The organism is Betaproteobacteria bacterium, from assembly GCA_016720925.1.
In the GTDB taxonomy this organism is placed as follows: Bacteria; Pseudomonadota; Gammaproteobacteria; order Burkholderiales; family Usitatibacteraceae; genus UKL13-2.
The window spans coordinates 36,090-55,323 of sequence record JADKJR010000001.1 but is presented as its reverse complement, the minus strand read 5'-3'; the positions used below and the strand labels follow the sequence as shown (position 1 = coordinate 55,323).

Sequence of the window (19,234 nt, the reverse complement as noted above, 5' to 3'; positions counted from 1 at the left end):
GACCTAATTCCCGACCTTGCCTTGCAGCGCCCTGGCGGTCAGCGGGTGCACAAATTCACTCACATCACCACCCAGCGTCGCGATTTCGCGGACGATGGTCGCTGAGATGAACATGTATTTGTCGGACGGTGTCAGGAACATGGTTTCGACACCGGGTAGCAGCCGCCGGTTCATGCCGGCCATTTGAAACTCGTACTCGAAATCAGAGACCGCGCGAAGTCCGCGCAAAATAACGCTCGCATCCTGGTTTTTCAGAAACTCTGATAGCAATCCTGAAAAGCCCATCACACGCACGTTTGGATAATGGGCGAGTATTTCCCTTGCAAGGCCAACCCGCTCCTCCAATGTGAAAAAAGGCCGCTTCCCCGGGCTGTGGGCGACACCGACGACCACTTCACCAAATATCTTGGCCGCACGCGCAACCAGATCCTCATGTCCGTTGGTGAGGGGGTCGAACGTTCCGGGATAAACCGCTCTGATCATGGGGCGCCTTTGACGATGGACAGTAAACCAAAGTGTACAGCACCGGCTTTGCCGTGTTTGACGAGTTGCCATGTGCAGGCCGGGATGGCCGATAGCACGCCCGCGATCGACTCGCCCCATTCCGCATAAACGACTGCCCGTTCGGAAAGATGCACTTCAAGCTTTCCCAGCAAGGCCGCCATCAGGCCGGAATCAAATGGGGGATCCAGGAAAACGATGTCGAACTTCCCCTGATTCCTCGCCAGGAATTCCGATGCGCCTTGCGGAATTACATGGCACTGCAACGCACCCAGCTTCTCCTGGTTTTTTTTCAGCGCCAGTATTGCGACGCGATTGTTCTCAACCATTACCACCTCGGAAGCGCCTCGTGAGGCCGCCTCAAAACCGAGCGCACCACTGCCGGAGAAAAGATCGAGACAACGCTTGCCGTGCAGTGTCTGGCCCAGCCAGTTGAAAAGCGTTTCGCGCACCCGGTTCGCCGTCGGGCGCAAACCTTCGGCGTCGGGAAATTCGATCACGCGACTGCGCCACTCACCGCCAATAATGCGAATACGGTTCGCATCATTCGGCTTGCGCTTGTCCGGTTTGCGCCCATGGCTTGGCTTAAAATGCAGAGTCATCCTCAAATTCTCCCAGAGTTTTCACTTGTTCAGCATTTTCGGTTCAAAAAGTCAGCCAACTCCCAAGCCAACGCCGGACAGCGAAAAACAGTCGGGCTGGCTATCGCGGCTCAAATCGGGTCTGTCCAAGACCCGCGCGGTGCTGAATACTGATGTTGCCGACCTGTTTTCGCGTCACAGCCAGGTGGACGAGTCGCTGTTTGAGGAACTGGAAAGCGCCCTGATCAGCGCCGATGTCGGTGTACGCGCCGCCAGTCAACTTATTGGCGATTTACGGCAGGCGGCCAAAGCAAAGAAGATTACTGACGGCGCAGTACTGAAAGCCGAATTCGAAAGGGCGCTGGTCAGGCTCGTGCGACCACTTGAAGCCGCGCTTGACACAACCATCGCGAAACCGTTTGTCATCATGATCACCGGTGTCAACGGCGCGGGAAAGACCACCACCATTGGCAAACTCGCGAAATATTTTCAGGCGGAGGGCAAGAGCGTCCTGCTGGCGGCGGGTGACACTTTTCGCGCTGCCGCCCGCGAACAGTTGCTGGCCTGGGGCGAGCGCAACAACATCAGCGTTGTGGCACAGGAAGGCGGCGATGCCGCGGCGGTCATTTTTGACGCGATCCAGTCGGCCAAGGCGCGGGGAATCGATATCATCATCGCCGACACCGCCGGGCGATTGCCCACGCAATTACATTTGATGGAAGAAATCCGGAAAGTGAAGCGAGTTATCGCCAAAGCTGATCCCGAGTGCTCCACACGAGTCATTGCTGGTACTGGATGCCAATACCGGGCAAAACGCATTGCAGCAAGTAAAAGCCTTCGACGACGCATTGCAGCTTACGGGCCTCGTGGTGACAAAGCTGGATGGAACCGCGAAAGGCGGCATGATCGCCGCACTCGCCGCCGAGCGCGCGTCGCGTCCGATCCCGGTACGGTTTATCGGTGTTGGCGAGGGCATCGATGATCTGCAGCCGTTTCGCGCGGATGAATTCGTCGGCGCCCTGTTCAAATGATTTCTTTTTCGAACACGGTCAAGCGCTATCCGAACGGGTTTGAGGCCCTGAAGGGAATTTCACTCACGATCGAAAAAGGCGAAATGGTCGCCGTGACCGGCCGCTCAGGCGCGGGAAAATCCACATTGCTGAAACTGGTGGCGGGGATTGAATACGCATCGCAGGGAAGCGTGATGGTGAACGGCCAGAATGTCAGCCAACTGCGGGATGCCGGACTTGCCGTCATGCGTCGAAGCCTTGGCCTGGTATTCCAGGATCACAAATTGTTGTTCGACCGCAGCGTGTTTGAAAACGTCGCGCTGCCGCTTTCCATCGCCGCATTTCCGCGCGTCGAGATTGGCAAGCGGGTGCGCGCGGCACTGGACAAAGTGAGCCTGCTCAATCGCGAAAAATCCAATCCGATCACACTTTCCGGCGGCGAACAACAGCGTCTGTGTATTGCCCGCGCCATCGTCAACCGGCCCTCAATCCTGATTGCCGATGAACCGACCGGCAACCTTGATCATGACTATGCGGAAACCATCATCGATCTTTTCAAGTCATTCAATCAGGTCGGCGTCACCGTGTTGCTTTCAACGCACGATGAACTTGGGCTCGCGCGACTCGATTGCCGGCGCATCTTGCTGGATGCGGGAAAGCTGGCGTCATGAACGCCTGGATCATCGCGCATGCGCATGCCTGCGAACGCGCCGTGAAGCGCTTGATTTCGCATCCGATCGGCACCCTGTTGTCGGTATTCGTCATCGCCATTGCCATCACGCTGCCGCTGGGCCTGTACACCGTATTCACCAATGTCACCGCCGCCGCCAGCCGCGTCAACACCGACCCCAATGTGAATGTCTATCTTGTCCTTGGGGCCACGGAAGCCAACGCGCGCGACGTGGAACAACGGCTCCGAGCTGGCCCAAACGTGCGTTCCGTCCGCTTTATCTCGCGGGACGCCGCGCTGGCGGAAATGAAACGCATTGCCAGTTTTGCCGAGCTGCTCACCAATCTCGAAACCAATCCGTTGCCGCACGCGTTCAGCATCCAGCCAAAGTCCAGCGAGCCGGAAGCGCTGGCGGAAATGCGGCGCGAGATATCCGTCATGCCCAAGGTCGAGCACGTCGTGATGGATTTCGAGTGGGCGCAAAAACTGAAACGCTTTGCCTCGTTCGCCGAACGGCTGATGATGTTGCTCGGATTGATACTTGCCCTGGCGGTCGTTTTTGTAACGGGCAATACCATTCGCCTTCAGATACTCACCCAAAAAGATGAGATCGAAGTCAGCCAGTTGATCGGTGCGACGCGTCGATTTATCCGGCGTCCATTTCTCTACTTTGGCGCGCTGCAAGGCCTGTTCGCGGGATTGGTGGCGGTCGCGGTTGTGATGGGTTTCATCGTGTGGGCGGGCACTGAGGTGCACGCCCTGACGGCATCGTACGGCTCCGAATTCGCGCTACAGTCACCCACGCTCGAGCAGGCCACGGGCGTCGTCCTGATGTCGGCGGCAATGGGTTGGCTGGGCTCATTTCTCTCGGTGTGGCTGTATTTGCGCCGAACGCGCCGCTAGCGAATACACAGCGAGCCTTGCGCGTCGCACTGCCCCCTGCATGCGGCGGCCATCTCGCATGCGATCCGCATGCGGATCCAAATCCCGCCGAAACTCCAGCACTGGCGCGGCTTCCAGGCGATAAATGCTTGTTGAGGCGCGCCAGTGCTGGAGTTTTGGGCCAGATTTACTGCTTGTAACCCCTCCCCGTCTGGCGTTGAGGACGCCCTGCTGAGGCGAAGTCCGCGCGTAGCCTCTGATCAGCAGCCGAACTCTCTATCGCCAAAGCCCTTTTCCGCGGCTGGAAAGTCCCGTTGCGCGAATTCGAGGCGGCCAGACCCGTTAGTGCCTTGAAGAAGTGGCACTTGCGTCGTCTCGCAGTTTTTGCACCGCCGGATCCGTTGCGCGGCCTGCGGACAGTGCGATTGCCGGGAGCATGAGGAACAGGAAGAGGGTGACAGATCGCATATGAATCTCCGTACTGCGTTGATGGATCGAAACTTAAGTATGTGACGCCTTGCAATGGACATGCGCGGCCACAGGGCGCCGTAGGCCGGAAACTATCCGCCCGATTGACGGGTTACCGGCGCGAGTTTCGCGTCGCCCACCAGACAACAGGTAACAGAAGAATCAACGCGCCACCCTGGAGTATTGGCGTCATCAACACGGCAATCGCGCCCTGCGCATCGGGGTGCCAAAGAATGACGTCCGCCAGAAAGAGAACGCCACCAATGGAAACTATGCCTGCGACAACATACCAATGAAAAGATGGTTTGCCTCTCGGCCGCAAAAAACTCAGCGCCGCACTCATCATTGCGTAAGGAGAAATTAGCCAGGCGGCGAAAAACACGAACGCACCGATACTGGTCGGCTTGAGTACGCTCACGAACCAAACAGAAGTGCATGCCGCGATAGCCATCAGAAGGAAAGTAATAGGGATCAACAATCTCATGGCTCGCAGCTCCAGATAGCATCTAACGCCCAAAATTTGGGGCGCACCACTATTGGCACGGCCCACGACCGGAGCGAGCAGTCTTTAGCCACGTGTAAGCATCAATCCCGCTTCCGCTTCAAATCCGGCTTCGCCTCGGCTCGGAGCGAAGGGCGCTTTGTCGGGCGGATCGCCTCGACAGTTTCGGCTGGCATCCGCGTCGCGCACCAGGATTAGGCTCGCGACGTTGCCACGACGTTGGTATTTGCATAGAACTCGACCCAGGCGCCGCAATGCGAAGGTGTACGTGCTCGACGCTTCGGAATCCGGCACCGTCTCATCCGCCAGCAAAAGGCACAACAGATGAATCTCGCTGACCAGTTCCCTGGACAGGTATGCGAATTCGAGAAAATGAGGGCCCTCCTTGTCTACGAAGGCGGGGCTCATCCCCGAGATGAATCGAATTTCGCTGAAAGGGCCCTTTTGGCACTTGTCGACCACTAGTTTCAAGAGTCTGGCGGCGTATGTTTCCATTCATGCCTAACGAGACTGCAGGAAAAGTCTTTTGTCCAGAAAAAATGCTTCGCAACGCATTGATTTAATTCCTGGTGATTTTGGCATTTCAAGGTTTCCAACAGCCTCAACATTTGACCTTTGGCGCGGCCGCAAGCAAGCGAAGTTGCTTATGACGTTCTCTCGACGGAAGGGCTAGGCGTCTGGATCTTCCTCACTGCCTGGCTTGAAGCATTGCCGCCATCTTTTGATGGATCAAATTAATTGCCTTGAGTGGCCGAATCAGCACCTTGAAATCAACGATTCTTCCGTCGCCGTCCCACTTGAGCATGTCAACACCGTTGACGGTGATGCCATCAATTTCTACCTGGAACTCCAGCACGGCATCGGCAGGACCGACAACTTCTCTGATGTACTTGAAGGACTCGTTGAAAAACACGTGGAACGCGGCAGAAAGGTACTGAACGGTGATTGCCTTTCCGACCTGCGGCGTATGGACGACGGGCGAGTGGAAGACGACATCGTCAGCGAGCAGCGTGGTGAGGCCCTTCGCGTTTCGTGATTCCACCAGCTCATGCCAAGTGGAAAGTGTGTCGATTGTCATTGCGCTCCTCCGCGTGGTCCGTGTTTGAGACGACTGACGTCCGAGCTAACGGGCGGCGCGCTTTTGCGGCGTCCCCGCTGAACGAGTTGTGAGCCGTTTTTGAGAAGTAGGCAACACCTCTTGCAGTATCTGACGAAGCGATGTCTCGGTAATGGACGACCCGACTCAGAAAGAAATTGTTTCAACGCGTCGTTCATCATCGTTTGATAGCCAACCCCAGCGTTTTCAGCCTTCGAGCGAAACGCGTCAAGCACTGCGTTATCGATGAAGATTGAAATTCGTGTCTTGCCTTTACTGGGAATGAGCGCTTTCCGCTCTGCCTTTGAAAAGTCGTATTCAGCTCGCATATGCTTTCACCTCTCGGCGGGTGGCACGTCGCGCGGAAATGGGACGAATCTCATTGCCTCGTAACGTGTAGTTCATAACCAACACGTGCCCGGCGTTACCGAGGCCCAAGGCGATAAATCGTTCTTCGCCCTCAGAGTCCGGATCAGCGCGGTGCAGCAAGCGGATCGGCGAACACCTTCAGCATCGGGCAATGAGACGCCGTGTTTCTTGAGGTTCGATGCTGCCTTGGTTGGATCAAATTGAAACCGCATGAGCCATTGTATATATTATGTATGCATATGGCAAATGCTGACGACTGACGTTTGAGGTAAGCGGCAGCCGAGCCGCAGGCGAGGAACCCATAGCGAAGCTTACGGCTGTCCGTTTGACCGAATTGTTAGGCGGTTTATTCACTATGTGTGTTGTACTTGAAGGTTGAAACTAAGTCCGCCCGAGCAGCTTGGCGATATTGCTTCGATGCTTTAGCACGACCAATATCGAGAGAAGAAAGACGAAGACCGTGAACGGCAGCGCTGGACTGTCCCACGGACTCTCGGCGACCCCAAGGTGGATGATGGGCGCTGCGACAGCGGCGACCACTGAGGCCGGACCGACAGAATCGCTGCGGCTACGGCCAGGCACGGCCCACTGAGCCACCAAAACTACCAGCCAGAGCGCAAAGCTGATGGCAGCAACCAATGGCAATAATGCGATCAGCACACCAAGTGATGTCGCCACTGCCTTACCGCCCCTAAACCGGTGGAAGCAAGTGAATACGTGGCCGAGAACCGCCGACGCACCGACGAACAAAATAAGTAACGTGTCGCCGCCGGAGCCAAGCGCCCGATCAACAATAAACACGGGCCCCCATCCCTTTGCCACGTCGAGGGCGAAAACGAAAACGAACCATGGGCGGCCTAGCACGCGACCTGCATTGGTAGCGCCGAGGCTGTGCGAACCGTGCTTCTCAGGTCAATACCGTTCAACCGCCCGGCAAGCCAAGCAAAGCTCAATGACCAATAAATATGCCGCCACCGGCATCAGCAAGAACCACCAGACCACAGTGACGCTTTGGGTCTCCATTGTTGCTCAATCTAGGGAGCACCGCGTCCGCATACCGTTCCGCGCTGCTCCCTATCATTCCCAAAAAAATGCGGAAAATACACTTGCAATCAACTGCTTCCGCCCGTAAGCCGTATCTATGTACGGCCATAACACTTTCCCGATTTCCGTCAGTCACGCAAATTCTGCATTTCGACCGTACGTCGTTAACAAGCGGCAGTCTAGCAACGTCCTTCGCTCGCGGCAATCGACAAAAACTCTGGAGCAGGTGCGGGAGCGAGTTCGCGAATTGCATTACAGCCTGCCTACGAAAGAAGCTTATTTGTACGGGATCCGGTTTTTCATTCGGTGGTCTGGGATGCGTCATCGAAAATCAAATGGGCCGTGGTCGAATATTTCGCAGACGTCGTGTGATCGCGACGCTGGGCAGCGTCACTATCGTATCCGCAATTGAATGATGAATTTCCCAGCACATTGACGCGCAGATCGCCATTTGGCGGGCCTTTCAGGCATAAAGGGCCCCGAAATGCCCGCCAATGCTAGTGCTCTATCGGACGCCCGGCTAATCGGGCATCTTGTATTGCGCTTTCATCTTGCCGACATGCGCGGACCATACCTTTTCGTAGCGCGCGTTGTTGACGACGGGCTTCTTGATCATCTTCATGCAGTGCGCCATCTGCGCCTCGGTGCTGCTGGGCTTCGAGTAAAGCTGCAAGGCGAACTTGGAAAAGTCGCGCACCATGAAATCGAATATCTGGTCGAGCAACTCACTTTCGACGCCATAAATTTTCGCGTTTTCCAGGATCAGCTGGCCATATACGACGAGCGTGAACATTTCGCCTGCGGTGAGCAGGAAGTCGATGTCCTTGGCCTGTTCCTTTGTCGGTGGCGCCTGCATCGACATTTCCTTGAACAGCGCGATCTGTTCCTTGAAGACGGTCAGATTGGCCAATTCAACGCTGTCATACGCGATCCGGTAATCGTGGAACTTGATGCCGCCCAGCCCCTTTGTGGGACCTTGATCAAACATGAAGCTGTCGTTTGCGCCATCGTCGCGTTTCGGTATTTCCGGATACGCGGCAGGGGAAAAGAAATAGTTCGCCATGAACTTGATGATCAGGGCCATGTTGACGTGCACCGTGCCTTCGAGCTTGGGCAGGCCGCGTATTTCAACGGCGGCCATCGCAAAGTACTGGTCTTTCTCGAACCCTTTGGCGGCGATGACATCCCAGAGAAGATTGATGACTTCCTCGCCCTGCGTGGTGACTTTCATTTTGACGATCGGATTGAACAGCAGGTAGCGCCGGTCTTCCGCCGAGGCGGATTTCATGTAATCGGCTGCCCGCAACGCGAACAGCTTCATGGCGACAAGGCGCGCATAGGCATCGGTAAAAAGTTGCCGCACGTGGGGAAAATCGGTCACTGTCATGTTGTACAAGCGGCGATTGGCGGCGTGATCGAAGGCCTCATAGAAGGCGTGCGTACAGATCCCGATGGAGGCCCAGCCCAGGTTGTACTTGCCCAGATTGACCGTGTTGAGCGCGGCGTTCCAGGCGTCGTCACCGCGGTGCAGGATGTCATCTTCGCCCAAGGGATACGCATTCAAGCGGTACTCGGCGACGTAGTTCTGGCTATGGACGACGTTTTTGATGAGCTCATACTTCGGGTGCTGCGAATCGGCGACGAAGAAAACATACTCGCCGCTACCGGCCATCTTGCCGAATGTAGAAACCATGCGGGCCTTGTTGCCGTTGCCGATGTAATACTTGCCGCCCGTGGCGGTATAGGTGCCGTCGCCGACCGGCGTGACAATCATGTCGGAGGAATAGATATCGGCGCCATGTTCTTTTTCGGAAAGGCCAAAGGCAAAGATATTGCCTTCGTCGAGCAATCGCTTGGCCTTTGCCTGCGCGACCTTGTTCTTGCTCATCCAGATCGGGCCAATGCCGAGCACCGAGACCTGATACGCATACCAGTAGGGAAGCCCGTAGAACCCCAGAATCTCGGCAAAGCCACATACCCGCCACGTATCCCACACGGCCTGTTCACCCTCAGCGCCTTGCTCGGCGGGCGTCATCATTGAGGCGAAGATGCGTTCGTCCTTCACGAAATTCAGGAAATCGTCGTACCAGGTGGCGGCATGAAAATCCGCCTTTAATTTGGTCAGCCCGCGTTTTTCAAAGAACGCGACGGTTTTCTCCATGATTTCGCGGGAGCGTTGATCGGGATAATGGCGAGCGAGGTGTTGTGGATTGAGAAGAATCATGAATATCTCCGCTTATTTTTGTAGGGCGCTATTTTTCCGCGTGGCCGCCTCAGAATCGATTTCCAATGGCTTGCTCGACCGAGCAGGCCAGTGCGCAATTTGGTGCTTCACTATACCGCTCGCGCGGCACGACGGGAGCGACTTCCCGGTAGCGACACCATGCGAATGATGCCCCCGAACGCCAATGCGCCGGCGGCGTGGAGGAAGCGGGGTTGTGCGGTGGTCGCCGAAATGCGGGCACATTCTTCTTGCGCAGCAGGTTACAAAAATTCGGTAAAGTCTAATACTGACGCGCCTTTTCAGGGATTATTGGCCAGAAGGCCGCGCCAGTGCTTGTGTTTGGAATTTGTCTTTTCAGCCCCATATTTATGGCGTTTAAGAAGGGCACGTTGAGTTTTTATAAAAATCAATACTATTCAATAAGTTAAAAGAATTCTTGCGAATTCCCTGCTCGCCGAGACGGGAGCATTGGAACCTTTTTTCGCATTGGCACTCTGAGATCAGGAGTGCTAAAATTAACTTGACCCGTATACTCGGGATTGGTGGAGGATCTGATGAACACTGCAACAATGACGATGAATTTGCCCGTGCTTTCGGTCGGAAGTATTGAGAACTACATTTCCACCGTCAATCGCATTCCCCTGCTCACGCCGGAACGCGAGCATGAGCTCGGCGTCGCGCTGGCAACGCGCGGGGATTTATCGGCTGCCTCCGAGATGGTGATGTCGCATTTGCGCCTGGTCGTTTCCATCGCACGCAATTACACCGGCTACGGCTTGCCGCACGCGGACCTGATCCAGGAAGGCAACATCGGGCTGATGAAGGCCGTGAAGCGCTTCGACCCGGATCGCGGCGTGCGCCTGGTGTCGTTCGCGGTGCACTGGATCAAGGCTGAAATTCACGAGTACATTCTGAAAAACTGGCGCATCGTGAAAGTAGCGACCACCAAAGCGCAACGCAAACTGTTTTTCAACCTGCGCAGCATGAAGCCCAATTTCGGCACGCTTTCGCCGAAAGAGGTCAAGGAAGTCGCGCGGGTGCTGAACGTGAAAGAGACCGACGTCACCGAGATGGAAAAACGTTTGTCCGGTCAGGAAATTTCACTTGAACCTGGCAACGATGATGAAGAAAGCAACTGGGTCAGCCCGATTGCGTATCTTCAGGATGCCACCGTTGATCCTTCCGAACAGCTCGTGGTAATGCAAAAGCAGGCTGCCGCGACCGATGGCATGCATGCCGCACTGGAAAGTCTCGATGATCGCAGCCGTCGGATCATCCAGACACGCTGGCTCAATGAGGGTGAAGAGAAGACATTGCACGAACTCGCCGACGAATTCGGTGTTTCCGCCGAGCGTATCCGTCAAATTGAAGCAAAGGCGATGCAAAAGATGAAGCTCGCGTTGAAGGACTACGACACGCTCCGCTGATTCATCCATGCCAATTGCGAGGGCCGCCATGTGGAAACATCGCGGCCCTTCGTGTTTGGTGGACTGACGCAGCGCTGGCGGACTTAACCCATGGCGACTAAACTGATATCAGAGATGGCCGCGACACCGCTCAATGCCAAAAGGAACAACATGTCCACCATTCCCACCCCTTTGTTTCGAAGTGACGAGGACGACAGCATTCATCCCGTATCGACGCGCATTCGCTCGCGCCTGATACGCGCCAACCAACGCTATCACGCCAATGACAATATTTCCGCCTATCTTAAGGAAGGCGAAGTCGATGCGCTTCATGCCGAGGTCGAGGCAAAAATGGCCGAAGTGCTGAAGAGTTTGGTCATTGACACCGAAAGCGATCACAACACCCAGGAAACCGCCCGCCGGGTGGCGAAGATGTATCTGACCGAAGTCTTCAAGGGCCGTTATCAGCCGATGCCCGCCGTGACCGAGTTTCCGAATGTCGAGCAACTCAATGAACTAATGATCGTCGGCCCCATCACCGTGCGCAGCGCCTGTTCGCATCACCTTTGCCCCATTATCGGCAAAGTGTGGATTGGCATCATGCCCAACGGACATTCCAATCTGATCGGCCTGTCCAAATACGCGCGCATCTGTGACTGGGTGATGAGCCGGCCACAGATTCAGGAAGAGGCGGTATCCCAGCTTGCCAATATTCTGCAAGACAAGGTCAAGCCGGATGGCCTGGCGATTGTGATCGAGGCGGACCACTTTTGCATGCACTGGCGTGGCGTGAAAGATGCCGACTCGCGCATGACCAATAGCATGATGCGCGGCTCGTTCCTCAAGGACCCCAATCTGCGGCGCGAGTTCTTGTCACTGCTCAGCAAGAAGAATGATTAATTCATTACCTGGAAAATGGAGAACAACATGCTGGTGCGTTTGTTGTATGCAAGCCGGGCAACCGACGATGTCTCGCAGGAAGAACTGCACAAGATCCTGTCGCAGTCCAAGGTCAATAATCCGGAGAGCGGCATCACCGGCGTCCTCTGCTCAAGTGGACGCATTTTCCTGCAGGCGCTGGAGGGCGGACGCATGCAGGTCAACGCGCTCTACAACCATATCTCCGCTGATACCCGCCACAAAGACGTGGTGGTACTTTCCTATGAAGAAATCAGCGAACGAAAATTCGCCTGCTGGTCCATGGGTCTGGTGAACCTCGAGCGCATCAATCCGTCGCTGCTGCTCAAGTACTCGGAATGTGCGTCGCTTGATCCCTACAAAGTCTCCGGCAAGGCCTCCATGGCATTATTGGATGACCTGATGGCAACGGCATCGATTGTGGGCCAGGCCAACAACGCGGCGCTTTCCGCCTCCCGTTAACCGGCTGATGCTGATCAAGGCTGAGCCGCGATAACCTGAATCTCGACCTTGTAAGCCGGCTTGGCGAGTTGCGCCTTGACGGTTGCGCGCGGCGGTGTCGCACCGGGAACAACCCATGTATCCCATATGGCGTTCATCGCGGGAAAATCGTCCATGTCGGTGATATAAATTGTCGTCGACAGTATGTTTGTTTTGTCACTGCCGGCTTCCGCTAGCAACTTGTCGATGGCCGCCAGAACTTGCCGGGTTTGTCCCGTAATGTCCTGCGAAGGATCGCCCGCAACCTGACCCGCCAGATAAATAGTGCCATTGTGGATCGCCATTTCCGACAACCGCGCACCGACGTGAAAACGCTGAATCGCCATTAGGTAGTTCCTTTCATCAGAAGCTTGATATCCGCGGTCAGCTTGTTGACATCCATGCCATAACTGACAAAGAGCCGAAGCTGCCCCTTTGGATCGAAGACCAGCGATGCCGCGGTGTGTGCAATCGTGTAACTTTCGGGCGTCTTGCCCTCCTGAATCTGATGCACGATTTTGAAATCCTTGGCGACTTTGTCGGTCGCCGCTTGATCTCCGTACAGCCCGATAAATGTTGGATTGAACGCGGGCACATACTTCGAAAGCAATTCTTGCGTATCGCGCTTTGGGTCCACCGTCACGAACAGCACCTGCATGTGCGCCGCATCTTTCCCCAGTTTTTCCATCACCTGACGCATATCCGACAATGTGGTGGGACACACATCCGGGCATTGCGTATAGCCAAAAAACATCACCACGACCTTGCCGCGAAAATCCGCCATGGTGCGCGGCTTTCCGGTGTGGTCGATCAACCGGAAATCGCTGCCGTAGCCTTGAATGCCGGCAACGTCAAGAGAATTGAATACCGGCTTGCTTTCGCAGGCGGCCAGCAAAAGCGCCACTAGCAAGGCGGCAAGCGCACCGTGAAGAAGTTTCATTGCAGTACCAGCGCGGCGTAATGATCGATGAGCAGCGCGGCAAACAGGAGTGACAAATAGAGTATCGAAAAAGCAAACGTTCTCCTCGCCAGCGCATCACTGTAATCACGATAGAGCTTGATGGCGAAATTGAGAAAGTATCCATTGAGGATCACGATGGACACCAGATAGATCCAGCCGCTCATGCCTACCGCAAACGGCAGCAAAGTGACTGCTGCCAGCAAAAACGTGTAGAGCAACAGGTGCAACTTGGTAAAGTCATCACCGTGTGTCACCGGAAGCATTGGCACGCCCGCCTTGGCGTATTCATTCTTGCGATATAACGCCAGGGCCCAGAAGTGCGGCGGCGTCCACGCGAAAATTATCAGGAACAGCAAGAGCGCATGTGGATCCACGACGCCCGCCACCGCAGCCCAGCCCAGAATTGGCGGCATGGCACCGGATGCACCACCGATGACGATATTTTGCGGCGTTGCCGGTTTGAGAATGACGGTGTAAACGATCGCATATCCGACGAATGTGGCAAGGGTCAACCACATGGTGAGCGGATTCACATATCGGTACAGGACGAGAAGTCCGGCGCCACCAACAATACCGGCAAGCGCCAAAACCTGCCAAGTTGAAATCGAACCGGCTGCTGTTGGCCGTGCGCGCGTACGCGCCATCTTCTGGTCAATCTGTTGCTCGACCAGGCAGTTAAACGCCGCCGCCGCGCCAGCAACCAATGAGATGCCAACCGTTGCGATGAGCATCAGCGGCAAGTCCCACTCTATTCCTACCGGGTGGGCAAGCATCATTCCAATGATCGCCGTAAAAACAATGAGCGCATTGACACGCGGTTTCGTCAGCTCGAGAAACTGAACCATCACACCACGCTGAGGAAGGGAGGCTATTTGTTGAGACATTTGATGACGGGTCCGTACTTGGTCGTTTGTGAATTGATAGACAACACTTGCGCATCGTCAATGCATCGGCGGCACCATTATACCGTTGGGCCAGTTGCCTGCTTACGTCATGGTCAGCCAATCTGTGATGCCTTGAGCACACGCTGTATGTCATTTGACAATCGCTTGATATCTGGGTCGCCGGTGTAGCGCATAAATAAATTGCCCAGCGTGTCAACCGCGTAAATGGAACCTCTGCCCGACGCATCCTCCGGTGAACTTGGCAATGCAACAAGCCAGGGGTGCGACTTGGCAGATATCCAGAGCGTTCCTTCGTAAGTATTCTGTAGCGACAAAGCTGGTGGTACATCGTCATCTACCAGCACAACGCGCAACACACGATCCTGATCGCGACCGAGAATCAGCCGAGCCTGTCGCATCGCGTAGAGTTTTTTCTGGCATGCCGCCTGGCAAAGCCCGCTATCGCGGGTAATCATCAGCCATTTCCCGCGAAGACTGGGTACGAGCGGATCCTTGCCTGCATCCAGTCTGATCGTTGGCGCCTGCGGAAAGACGATGACAGGCGATATCAGCGTGCCGTAGTTTGTCGTCTTGCTTGGCGGAAAAAAATAGAACGCAATAAACGACGCAATTGTCGGGACGATGAACAGAGCGACAAGCAACAGAAATTTTGTGCGTTGGGTCATGGGTTGTGTTCTTTCCAGTTCGACGATGCGCTGGGGCTTACCGCATCTTCAAATGCCCCCGCAATATTGGACGCCGCACGCTTTGTATTCAGTACCAGCCAAAGGACAACGACTGTTGCGGCAAGCGAATACCAGGTCAACATGTACTCGACGTGCTTGTCTGCTCGCGCATCAGGACGCTCGACAATTGGCTCCATTGGCGGGGGCGCATCGTGGGCAAGCAGGACGAAAGGCAATACATCAAGCTCCGTCGCGGCGCGGTAACGTTCAATGGTCAGATTCTGCCATACCGGCCCCTGGATGGAATTCGTTGACAACTCCATGAAGCGATCGGAAGGTATGGTCAACTGCCCGATGACCGCGACGCGCCCGGCAGGAACAGCCGCAACAGGTGGCAATGGGTAATTCGGCCCACGCGCGATCCAGCCTCGATTGACCAGAACGTAGCCTTCAACGCCCTGCAGTTTCAGGGGTGTGATCACGTGGAAGCCAGCCACTTCATGCTTTACCTGATTGTCGACATAAATTTGCCCTGGCGCATGCCACTCGCCCTCTGCCACCGCCTGGCGGTAGCGCATTGCCCGGTCACGCGTGCGGGTATCAAGCCTTAGCGGAGGCTGAGCGTTGCGGATGTCATATTCACGCTGCAACGCACGCTTCTCGGCGGCTCGCTCCTGCTGCCAATGTCCCAGATATCCCGTCACAAAGACCATTGCCAACGCAGCCAGCGTCGGCACGAGAGTTGGCTTGAAGCGCAGCCTTGGAAAGGAGAAATTCATCGGTAATGAAGGGCAGACGCAGTAGACTACTGATTGGACAACTTTGACCGTTCTGCACAGGGGTGATTCCGCTCTTGCGCAAGTAAAGCAATGAAAATAACTCTGGTGATACTGCTGTTTCTGGTCGTTCTGAGCCTGTTCAGCGGCCTCTATTTCATGTATCGGGACAAGGGGCAATCGCGACGCACCGTGATTGCGCTGACGATTCGCGTCGCGCTCTCCGTCACTATCTTTCTGATCGTGATTGCCGGTTATTTCATGGGATGGATACCCGGGAAGTAGCGGCCAAAGTCCTGCCAAACAAAAAAGGCCGCACAATTTGTGCGGCCTTTTTCACGATCAATTCTGGATCGCTCTAGACGAGCACGTAAACGAAGAGAAACAACCCCAGCCAAACCACGTCCACAAAATGCCAATACCAAGCCACCGCCTCAAAACCGAAATGATGGTCCGGCTTGAAATGCCCTTTCATGCAACGGAACAAAATGACCGTCAGCATGACGGCGCCCAAAGTCACGTGGAACCCATGGAATCCAGTCAACATGAAAAATGTCGACCCAAACACGCCCGACGTAAGCTTAAGATTCAATTCACTGTAAGCGTGAACATACTCGTAAATCTGGAAACCCAGGAAGGTGAACCCAAGTGCCACCGTCAGGAATAATCCCAGAATCAACTGTCCACGATGACCGGCCTTCAATGCGTGGTGCGCCCAAGTGACCGTGGCGCCTGAAGACAGTAGCAGCGCCGTGTTCAGCAGCGGTATGCCCCAGGCACTCATCGAGGCGAATGCAAAGGCGGGATCCCTTTCCAGGTAGGGACCGACAGTCGGCCATTTTCCATCATAGCCTTGCCAGATCAACGAATTATCGATCTCACCCAGCCATGGCACTGAAAATGTCCGGGCATAAAACAAAGCGCCAAAGAACGCCGCGAAAAACATGACCTCTGAAAAGATGAACCAGCTCATGCTCCAGCGATAGGAGGTATCCACCTGCTTGTTATACAGGCCGCCTTCACTTTCGTGAATGACGACCCCGAACCATCCAAACAGCATGTACACGAGGATAGAGAACCCCACCAGAAGTGAGATATTTCCCCAAGGCTGTATCTGGTTCATCCAGAGTACCAACCCGGAGGCGAAAAAAAACAGCGCCGTCGAACCGACTACGGGCCATTTAGAGGGTGGGGCAAAATAATATCCGCCAGTCACAGTGCTCAATTGAAACTCCCTTTACTTGGCGGTGAGCATTCTCACCAGGAAAAACAAACTCACCACAAAAATTAACGCGCAAAAAAACCGGCTGCGATCACATGATGAATTTTCAGTTTCTTTTGATCGTTCTCATAGCCCTTGCTGCTACGAATGCCCAAAAAACCCCACATCACCGCCTTGAGCGTATCCCACATCAGGATTTCTTCTGCTCGTCGGTCACATCAAAAAATGTATATGAAAGCGCGATCGCTCCAATATCCTTTGGTAACTTCGGGTCAACAAAAAATGTCACCGGCATATCGCGCGTCTCACCCGCCTGCAACGTCTGGTTGCTGAAACAGAAGCAAGCAATCTTGTTGAAATACAGTCCCGCCTCCAATGGACCAAAACTGGGGACGGCTCGCCCTGTGGTTGCATGCGGAAGTGTGTTGGTCACGCGATAATTTATCGTCACCACCGCGCCCGGATGAATCTCCAATCGCTTCTCGACCGCCTCGAAGCGCCAGCCGAAATGCTGGTTCACATTCGAGTCAAACTCAACCATAACAGTCCGCCCCGTATCCACCTGCGTATTCTGCGCAACCGCCTTCGTCGCGGTAATTCCCAACACCTCGCAAATCTGGCGATACAGCGGCACCATCGATGCACAAAACACCAGCATCACGGGAACGATCAACAGCAATTTTTTCAGCGTTACGCGCGCATTTTCACGCTGCTCCCGGCGCAACGGACTTTCAATGGCATGTTCGCTCATTTGACGGCACCGGAAAACTTCAGAAACGTAAACGTCAATACAGCAGCCACCCATAGCAGCAACACGACCAGCGTGACATATTTCCCCCGCGTATTTCGCGCCGGCACGTCACCTGCTGAAAATTTGTCTTCGGTCATGTTCGTATGATAGCTACTTGATGACGGGCGCCGTTTCAAACGTGTGGTAGGGCACTGGACTGGGAAGATGCGTCCATTCCAGTGAATCCGCCCCCTCCCACTGCTTGTCTTTCGCCTTCTCGCCCGAACGGATAGTGGTCACCACGTTGTACAGGAAAATCAGCTGGCTGAAGCCAAGGAGAAATGCGCCAATAGTCGAAATCATGTTCCATTCGGCATATTGCAATGCGTAGTCAGGGATGCGCCGTGGCATTCCAGCCAATCCCAGGAAGTGTTGGGGAAAAAAGGTAATGTTGAAGGCGATCGCCGATATCCAGAAATGCCATTTTCCCAGGGTCTCGTTGTACATCTTGCCGGTGAATTTTGGCAGCCAGAAATAAACGCCCGCGGTAAGGCCCCAGATGGCCCCGGGAAACAACACGTAATGAAAATGCGCTACCACGTAGTAGGTGTTATGCAAGGTGATATCGACCGCGGCAATCGCTAGCACCAACCCGGAGAATCCGCCCAGCGTGAACATGCACAGGAAACCAATGCAGAACAGCATGGGCGTTTCAAACGTCAGCGATCCGCGCCACATGGTCGAAATCCAGTTGAAAATTTTCACGCCTGTCGGCACCGCGATCAGCATCGTTGCAAACATGAAGAAAAGCTGGCCCGCAGCCGGCATCCCCACCGTGAACATGTGATGTCCCCATACGATGAACGACAGAATCGCGATCGCAGCAGTTGCATACACCATCGACGCATAGCCAAATAGCGGCTTGCGCGAAAACGCGGGGATGATCTGCGAGACGATGCCAAACGCCGGCAGGATCAGGATATACACTTCGGGGTGCCCGAAAAACCAGAAAATGTGCATGAACATGGTCGGGTCGCCGCCGCCGGCCGCATTGAAAAAGCTAGTGCCGAAATGACGGTCAGTAAGGAGCATGGTGACCGCGCCCGCCAACACAGGCATGGTTGCGATCAGCAAATACGCGGTAATGAGCCATGTCCAGCAGAACAATGGCATTTTCATCAATGTCATACCGGGCGCGCGAAGGTTGAGGATGGTCGTAATAATGTTGATCGAACCCATGATCGACGAAGCGCCAAGCAGATGTATGGCCAGAATCGTCATGTCGGTACCCATGCCGCCCTGCGTAACCAATGGCGGGTAGAGCGTCCAACCGGATGCCGCAGCGCCGCCAGGCACAAAGAAGGACGCCATAAGAAGCACGGCGGCCGGAATCATGATCCAGAAACTCCAGTTGTTCATTCGCGGAAACGCCATGTCCGCCGCACCGATCTGCATCGGTATCAGCCAATTTGCAAACCCAACAAATGCCGGCATTACGCCGCCGAAAATCATTACCAGCGCATGGACGGTTGTAAGCGAATTAAACAACTCTGGCTGCATCCATTGGAGTCCGGGACGAAATAATTCCGCTCGAATGCCGAGCGCCATCGCGCCACCGACGAAAAACATCAGGAACCCGAACCACAGATACATACTCCCAATATCTTTGTGGTTTGTAGTGGTGAAAATGCGCGTCCACGGCCCTTTATGATCGTGATGTTCATGCGCGTGATCGTCCCCGTGCATCGGGGCGCTTCCTGGTGCGTGTATCGCTGCGTTCGCCATGGCGATCTCCTGACTAATCTATCTCTAAGCGGCTATGCC

Annotated in this window: 23 protein-coding genes and 4 pseudogenes; 8 read left to right on the top strand and 19 right to left on the bottom strand. The window is 55.0% G+C overall.

Features of this window, described 5'->3' with window-relative positions; translation table 11 throughout:
• Positions 1-3 precede the first annotated feature (3 nt).
• Positions 4-483: a pantetheine-phosphate adenylyltransferase gene (gene coaD, locus IPP88_00310; protein MBL0121219.1), complete on the bottom strand. Its 480-nt coding sequence runs from the start codon at positions 481-483 to the stop codon at positions 4-6.
• Positions 480-1,103 (bottom strand): 16S rRNA (guanine(966)-N(2))-methyltransferase RsmD, encoded by a 624-nt coding sequence (rsmD, locus tag IPP88_00305; protein MBL0121218.1) that lies wholly within the window; start codon positions 1,101-1,103, stop codon positions 480-482. Before rsmD ends, coaD begins: the two co-directional genes overlap by 4 nt.
• On the opposite strand from rsmD, the pseudogene ftsY reads away from it, so the two are divergent.
• From ftsY to IPP88_00290, 3 genes and pseudogenes are all read left to right on the top strand, one after another.
• Positions 1,027-2,113: pseudogene (gene ftsY / locus IPP88_00300) on the top strand (signal recognition particle-docking protein FtsY). The gene rsmD and the pseudogene ftsY sit on opposite strands and share 77 nt — an antisense overlap.
• The gene (locus tag IPP88_00295; GenBank protein ID MBL0121217.1) at positions 2,110-2,763 is read left to right on the top strand and encodes an ATP-binding cassette domain-containing protein; all 654 of its coding nucleotides are present in this window, start codon (positions 2,110-2,112) and stop codon (positions 2,761-2,763) included. The pseudogene ftsY and the gene IPP88_00295 overlap by 4 nt, the downstream one beginning before the upstream one ends.
• Positions 2,760-3,665 carry an ABC transporter permease gene (locus IPP88_00290; protein ID MBL0121216.1) on the top strand — a complete coding sequence of 302 codons (906 nt, stop codon included), beginning with the start codon at positions 2,760-2,762 and terminating at the stop codon, positions 3,663-3,665. Before IPP88_00295 ends, IPP88_00290 begins: the two co-directional genes overlap by 4 nt.
• A gap of 559 nt (positions 3,666-4,224) precedes the next feature.
• Here IPP88_00290 and IPP88_00285 read toward each other — a convergent pair.
• The 6 genes and pseudogenes from IPP88_00285 to IPP88_00260 form a co-directional block, all read right to left on the bottom strand.
• Complete coding sequence (locus tag IPP88_00285) at positions 4,225-4,596, bottom strand: hypothetical protein (protein MBL0121215.1); 372 nt, start codon at positions 4,594-4,596, stop codon at positions 4,225-4,227.
• Between the two features lie 84 nt (positions 4,597-4,680).
• Positions 4,681-5,022 (bottom strand): hypothetical protein, encoded by a 342-nt coding sequence (locus IPP88_00280; protein MBL0121214.1) that lies wholly within the window; start codon positions 5,020-5,022, stop codon positions 4,681-4,683.
• Positions 5,023-5,302: 280 nt separating this feature from the next.
• On the bottom strand, positions 5,303-5,692 hold the full coding sequence (locus tag IPP88_00275) for a nuclear transport factor 2 family protein (GenBank protein ID MBL0121213.1): 390 nt from the start codon (positions 5,690-5,692) through the stop codon (positions 5,303-5,305).
• A gap of 45 nt (positions 5,693-5,737) precedes the next feature.
• Positions 5,738-6,039: pseudogene (locus tag IPP88_00270) on the bottom strand (BrnA antitoxin family protein).
• A pseudogene (locus tag IPP88_00265) lies at positions 6,029-6,291 on the bottom strand (BrnT family toxin). Before IPP88_00265 ends, IPP88_00270 begins: the two co-directional pseudogenes overlap by 11 nt.
• Positions 6,292-6,460: 169 nt before the next feature.
• Positions 6,461-6,943: a glycerol-3-phosphate acyltransferase gene (locus IPP88_00260; protein ID MBL0121212.1), complete on the bottom strand. Its 483-nt coding sequence runs from the start codon at positions 6,941-6,943 to the stop codon at positions 6,461-6,463.
• A gap of 88 nt (positions 6,944-7,031) precedes the next feature.
• On the opposite strand from IPP88_00260, the gene IPP88_00255 reads away from it, so the two are divergent.
• A complete protein-coding gene (locus IPP88_00255; protein MBL0121211.1) occupies positions 7,032-7,211 on the top strand; it encodes a hypothetical protein in 180 nt (59 codons plus the stop codon).
• 432 nt (positions 7,212-7,643) lie between these two features.
• Here IPP88_00255 and IPP88_00250 read toward each other — a convergent pair whose 3' ends face one another.
• The gene (locus IPP88_00250; protein MBL0121210.1) at positions 7,644-9,347 is read right to left on the bottom strand and encodes an acyl-CoA dehydrogenase; all 1,704 of its coding nucleotides are present in this window, start codon (positions 9,345-9,347) and stop codon (positions 7,644-7,646) included.
• Between the two features lie 554 nt (positions 9,348-9,901).
• On the opposite strand from IPP88_00250, the gene rpoH reads away from it, so the two are divergent.
• The 3 genes from rpoH (at position 9,902) to IPP88_00235 (ending at position 12,133) form a co-directional block, all read left to right on the top strand.
• Positions 9,902-10,774, top strand: coding sequence for an RNA polymerase sigma factor RpoH (gene rpoH, locus IPP88_00245; protein ID MBL0121209.1), 873 nt, complete (start codon positions 9,902-9,904; stop codon positions 10,772-10,774).
• Positions 10,775-10,924: 150 nt separating this feature from the next.
• Positions 10,925-11,653, top strand: coding sequence for a GTP cyclohydrolase I (locus IPP88_00240; GenBank protein MBL0121208.1), 729 nt, complete (start codon positions 10,925-10,927; stop codon positions 11,651-11,653).
• 27 nt (positions 11,654-11,680) lie between these two features.
• Complete coding sequence (locus tag IPP88_00235; protein ID MBL0121207.1) at positions 11,681-12,133, top strand: BLUF domain-containing protein; 453 nt, start codon at positions 11,681-11,683, stop codon at positions 12,131-12,133.
• Positions 12,134-12,147: 14 nt separating this feature from the next.
• Here the strand turns inward: IPP88_00235 and IPP88_00230 are convergent, their stop codons facing one another.
• From IPP88_00230 to IPP88_00210, 5 genes are all read right to left on the bottom strand, one after another.
• Entirely contained in the window at positions 12,148-12,498 is a 351-nt protein-coding gene (locus IPP88_00230) for a RidA family protein (protein ID MBL0121206.1), read from the bottom strand.
• Entirely contained in the window at positions 12,498-13,091 is a 594-nt protein-coding gene (locus tag IPP88_00225) for an SCO family protein (GenBank protein ID MBL0121205.1), read from the bottom strand. The genes IPP88_00230 and IPP88_00225 overlap by 1 nt, the downstream gene beginning before the upstream one ends.
• Positions 13,088-13,996, bottom strand: a complete 909-nt coding sequence (locus IPP88_00220; protein ID MBL0121204.1) for a protoheme IX farnesyltransferase — start codon at positions 13,994-13,996, stop codon at positions 13,088-13,090. The genes IPP88_00225 and IPP88_00220 overlap by 4 nt, the downstream gene beginning before the upstream one ends.
• A gap of 113 nt (positions 13,997-14,109) precedes the next feature.
• Positions 14,110-14,682 (bottom strand): cytochrome C oxidase subunit I, encoded by a 573-nt coding sequence (locus tag IPP88_00215; protein ID MBL0121203.1) that lies wholly within the window; start codon positions 14,680-14,682, stop codon positions 14,110-14,112.
• Positions 14,679-15,461, bottom strand: coding sequence for an SURF1 family protein (locus tag IPP88_00210; GenBank protein MBL0121202.1), 783 nt, complete (start codon positions 15,459-15,461; stop codon positions 14,679-14,681). The genes IPP88_00215 and IPP88_00210 overlap by 4 nt, the downstream gene beginning before the upstream one ends.
• A 90-nt stretch (positions 15,462-15,551) precedes the next feature.
• On the opposite strand from IPP88_00210, the gene IPP88_00205 reads away from it, so the two are divergent.
• Positions 15,552-15,743 carry a twin transmembrane helix small protein gene (locus tag IPP88_00205; protein ID MBL0121201.1) on the top strand — a complete coding sequence of 64 codons (192 nt, stop codon included), beginning with the start codon at positions 15,552-15,554 and terminating at the stop codon, positions 15,741-15,743.
• 73 nt (positions 15,744-15,816) lie between these two features.
• On the opposite strand, the gene IPP88_00200 is transcribed toward IPP88_00205, so the two are convergent.
• The 5 genes and pseudogenes from IPP88_00200 to ctaD all read right to left on the bottom strand — a co-directional run bounded on the left by IPP88_00200 (position 15,817) and on the right by ctaD (position 19,156).
• Positions 15,817-16,683, bottom strand: a complete 867-nt coding sequence (locus tag IPP88_00200; GenBank protein ID MBL0121200.1) for a cytochrome c oxidase subunit 3 — start codon at positions 16,681-16,683, stop codon at positions 15,817-15,819.
• A gap of 12 nt (positions 16,684-16,695) precedes the next feature.
• A pseudogene (locus IPP88_00195) lies at positions 16,696-16,871 on the bottom strand (DUF2970 domain-containing protein).
• Positions 16,871-17,431 carry a cytochrome c oxidase assembly protein gene (locus IPP88_00190; protein MBL0121199.1) on the bottom strand — a complete coding sequence of 187 codons (561 nt, stop codon included), beginning with the start codon at positions 17,429-17,431 and terminating at the stop codon, positions 16,871-16,873. Before IPP88_00190 ends, IPP88_00195 begins: the two are co-directional and overlap by 1 nt.
• The gene (locus IPP88_00185; protein ID MBL0121198.1) at positions 17,428-17,568 is read right to left on the bottom strand and encodes a hypothetical protein; all 141 of its coding nucleotides are present in this window, start codon (positions 17,566-17,568) and stop codon (positions 17,428-17,430) included. The genes IPP88_00190 and IPP88_00185 overlap by 4 nt, the downstream gene beginning before the upstream one ends.
• Before the next feature lie 13 nt (positions 17,569-17,581).
• Positions 17,582-19,156: a cytochrome c oxidase subunit I gene (ctaD, locus tag IPP88_00180; GenBank protein ID MBL0121197.1), complete on the bottom strand. Its 1,575-nt coding sequence runs from the start codon at positions 19,154-19,156 to the stop codon at positions 17,582-17,584.
• Positions 19,157-19,234: the final 78 nt, after the last annotated feature.